Annotated in this window: 2 protein-coding genes; one reads left to right on the top strand and one right to left on the bottom strand. The window is 38.4% G+C overall.

Annotated features, from left to right (window positions below; translation table 11 throughout):
- Positions 1-237 precede the first annotated feature (237 nt).
- Positions 238-666 carry a CAAD domain-containing protein gene (locus AC3DU7_RS30980; protein ID WP_488043075.1) on the top strand — a complete coding sequence of 143 codons (429 nt, stop codon included), beginning with the start codon at positions 238-240 and terminating at the stop codon, positions 664-666.
- Between the two features lie 85 nt (positions 667-751).
- Here AC3DU7_RS30980 and aroA read toward each other — a convergent pair whose 3' ends face one another.
- Entirely contained in the window at positions 752-2,101 is a 1,350-nt protein-coding gene (gene aroA, locus AC3DU7_RS30975) for a 3-phosphoshikimate 1-carboxyvinyltransferase (RefSeq protein ID WP_488043074.1), read from the bottom strand.
- Positions 2,102-2,546: the final 445 nt, after the last annotated feature.

Below are 2,546 nucleotides of genomic sequence, written 5' to 3'. Positions count from 1 at the left end.
TACATTTCGTCGTGCGAAATGTAGGATTGAAGATTTGTAGAAATAATTATAGACAACTCAATATTCTCAATCCATATATTATTATTCCAATGTCAGATTTTCTGGTAATGGTCCATGTTTGAAAAATCAAGATAACTTTGAGTGAAAAGTAGGTCATATCCTCTAAAACTCTGGAATACTGACCGTAATATCCACTCAAATGTTTATCATAACTAATTGAAGGGACATCATTAAATTATGCAACAAGAAAAAGATACTACAAAAGAAGTAGCAGTAGATCCTACAGAAGCAGGTTCTCTAACTACAGTATCCAATGCCGAGTCTGAAGAAACATCCGATCAACTCCAAGGTATTAAAAACCAAATCTTGGAAATTTTATCAGAACTACCAGCTATTATCTCTGGCTTCTTTGGACAATATCAAAAACCGATAGTTACTCTAGGTTTGATTTTAGGACTTATTGTTACTCTAAAAGTAATGTTGGCAGTAATCGAATCGTTAAATGATATCCCACTGCTAGCTCCAACTTTTGAGTTAATTGGTATTGTCTATTCTGGCTGGTTTATATATCGCTATCTACTTCGTGCTTCTAACCGCCAGGAGTTATCGGTAGAGCTTCAAGCTTGGAAAGAACAACTTTTAGGAGATAAATCATCAGATAAATAAAAAAGTTCCAACAAGTAGACATTGGTTAATAATTTGAAAATGCATTTTCAATAAATCAACCAATGTCTAAATTTTTTAGCTGCTTTTATGAACTACAGATTTGTTGCAGAGTAGCAGTAAAATTAGGATAAGAAATGCTTGCAGCTTCAGCCTGATGGATACTGACAGTATCAGTAGCATTAAGAGCAGCGATCGCCAAACTCATAGCAACTCGATGATCCCCATAACTCTCAACATCGCCACCAGTCAAGGCCACACCACCAGTAATTTCCAACCCATCAGGTAATTCTGTCACTTTAGCTCCCAGTTTTTGGAGTTGAGTGGCCATGGCCATCAGGCGATCGCTCTCTTTTACCCGCAACTCACCCGCATCCTTAATCACAGTCGTCCCCTCCGCAAACATAGCAGCAACTGCCAAAATGGGAATTTCATCAATGAGTCGTGGAATTATCGCACCAGAAATTTCACAAGCTTTCAAAGGACTGTAACATATTCGTAAATCAGCCACAGGTTCTCCTGCTACAACTCGCTGATTTTCCTGTATGATATTAGCCTCCATCATTTCCAAAGCTTCTAATATACCTGTACGAGTAGGGTTAACACCAACATTTTCAATTACCAATTCCGATCCAGGCACAATAGCTGCTGCTACTAACCAAAAAGCTGCCGAACTAATATCACCAGGCACAACCACATCTTGGCCTCGCAATTTAGCTGGGCCAGTCACAGTAACACTATTTGTTTCTGGGTCAATACTAATTTGAGCGCCAAAAGCTTGCAACATTCTTTCGCTATGGTCTCGTGAAAGAACAGGTTCAGTTACAGTAGTTTTACCTTCCGTCATCAAACCAGCAAACAAAATACAAGATTTTACCTGAGCTGAAGCAATGGGAGAATGATAATGGATCGGTCGTAATTTTTGTCCCTGAATTGCTAGTGGGGCTAAAGAGCCACCTTGTCTACCCCAGATTTGAGCGCCCATTTGTGTGAGAGGATCGATCACACGGGACATGGGACGCTGAACCAGGGAACTATCCCCAGTAACAGTAAAAAAACGTTCGGGATGGGACGCCAAAATCCCCAACATTAGTCGTATTGTAGTGCCAGAATTACCACAGTCCAAAACCTGAGATGGTTCTGTGAGATTATCTTGTCCCACCCCTTGAACTTCCACCAAGTCTGTATTCAGTTGAGATATATTAGCGCCAAGTAGTGAAAAACATTGAGCAGTGTTGCGGGGATCTTCCCCTAAGAGTAAGCCTTTTATAGTAGTTTTCCCTTGAGCGATCGCTCCCAGCATCAGAGACCGATGAGAAATTGATTTATCTCCAGGAATTTGAATGTTACCTTTGAGGCATAGACCCGATGGTGGTCTTTGAATTATCAAAATTTCTTGACTATTTGTAATTTTTGTAGTAACTACAGCAGGTATCATAAAATTAACTATAAATTTGCACAGCCACAATTTTATAGGAGTCTGGGAAGAGTGAGGAGCAAAATACCTGTGCAGAATTCACTTAATATCAAGTCCGGATAATTACTGATGAAAAAACCTATCTTCTCACGCAGAAAAAATATCCTTATTCTCCCCGCTCTATGCTCCTAACTCTCCACTCCATAAGGGAAGTTTTAGCGACTAGAATTGATAAGTTAAAGCCTCTGAAGAATTCTTTTAGACTTTATCTTATCTTTTTTTATCCATTTGTAGCTATTCTAGTTTATTTGAGGCAAATTTTGAAGATGAATTTGGTATTGCACTGTGACAAACATCAAAAGACTGTATTTTGATTGCTCAAGCTTATTTGTAAAACTATTCGATTGAATTGTTTGCTATGATTCAACAATGAATAATGAATAATGAATAATGAATAATGAATAAT

It is taken from the genome of Okeania sp., from assembly GCF_983059655.1.
This window is presented reverse-complemented; position numbering and strand designations above follow the sequence as displayed.

What these genes read in the sequence shown, in the direction of transcription:
- aroA (WP_488043074.1), bottom strand. Translation starts at nt 2,101, where the DNA reads ATGATACCTGCTGTAGTTACTACAAAAATTACAAATAGTCAAGAAATT.
- AC3DU7_RS30980 (WP_488043075.1), top strand. Translation starts at nt 238, where the DNA reads ATGCAACAAGAAAAAGATACTACAAAAGAAGTAGCAGTAGATCCTACA.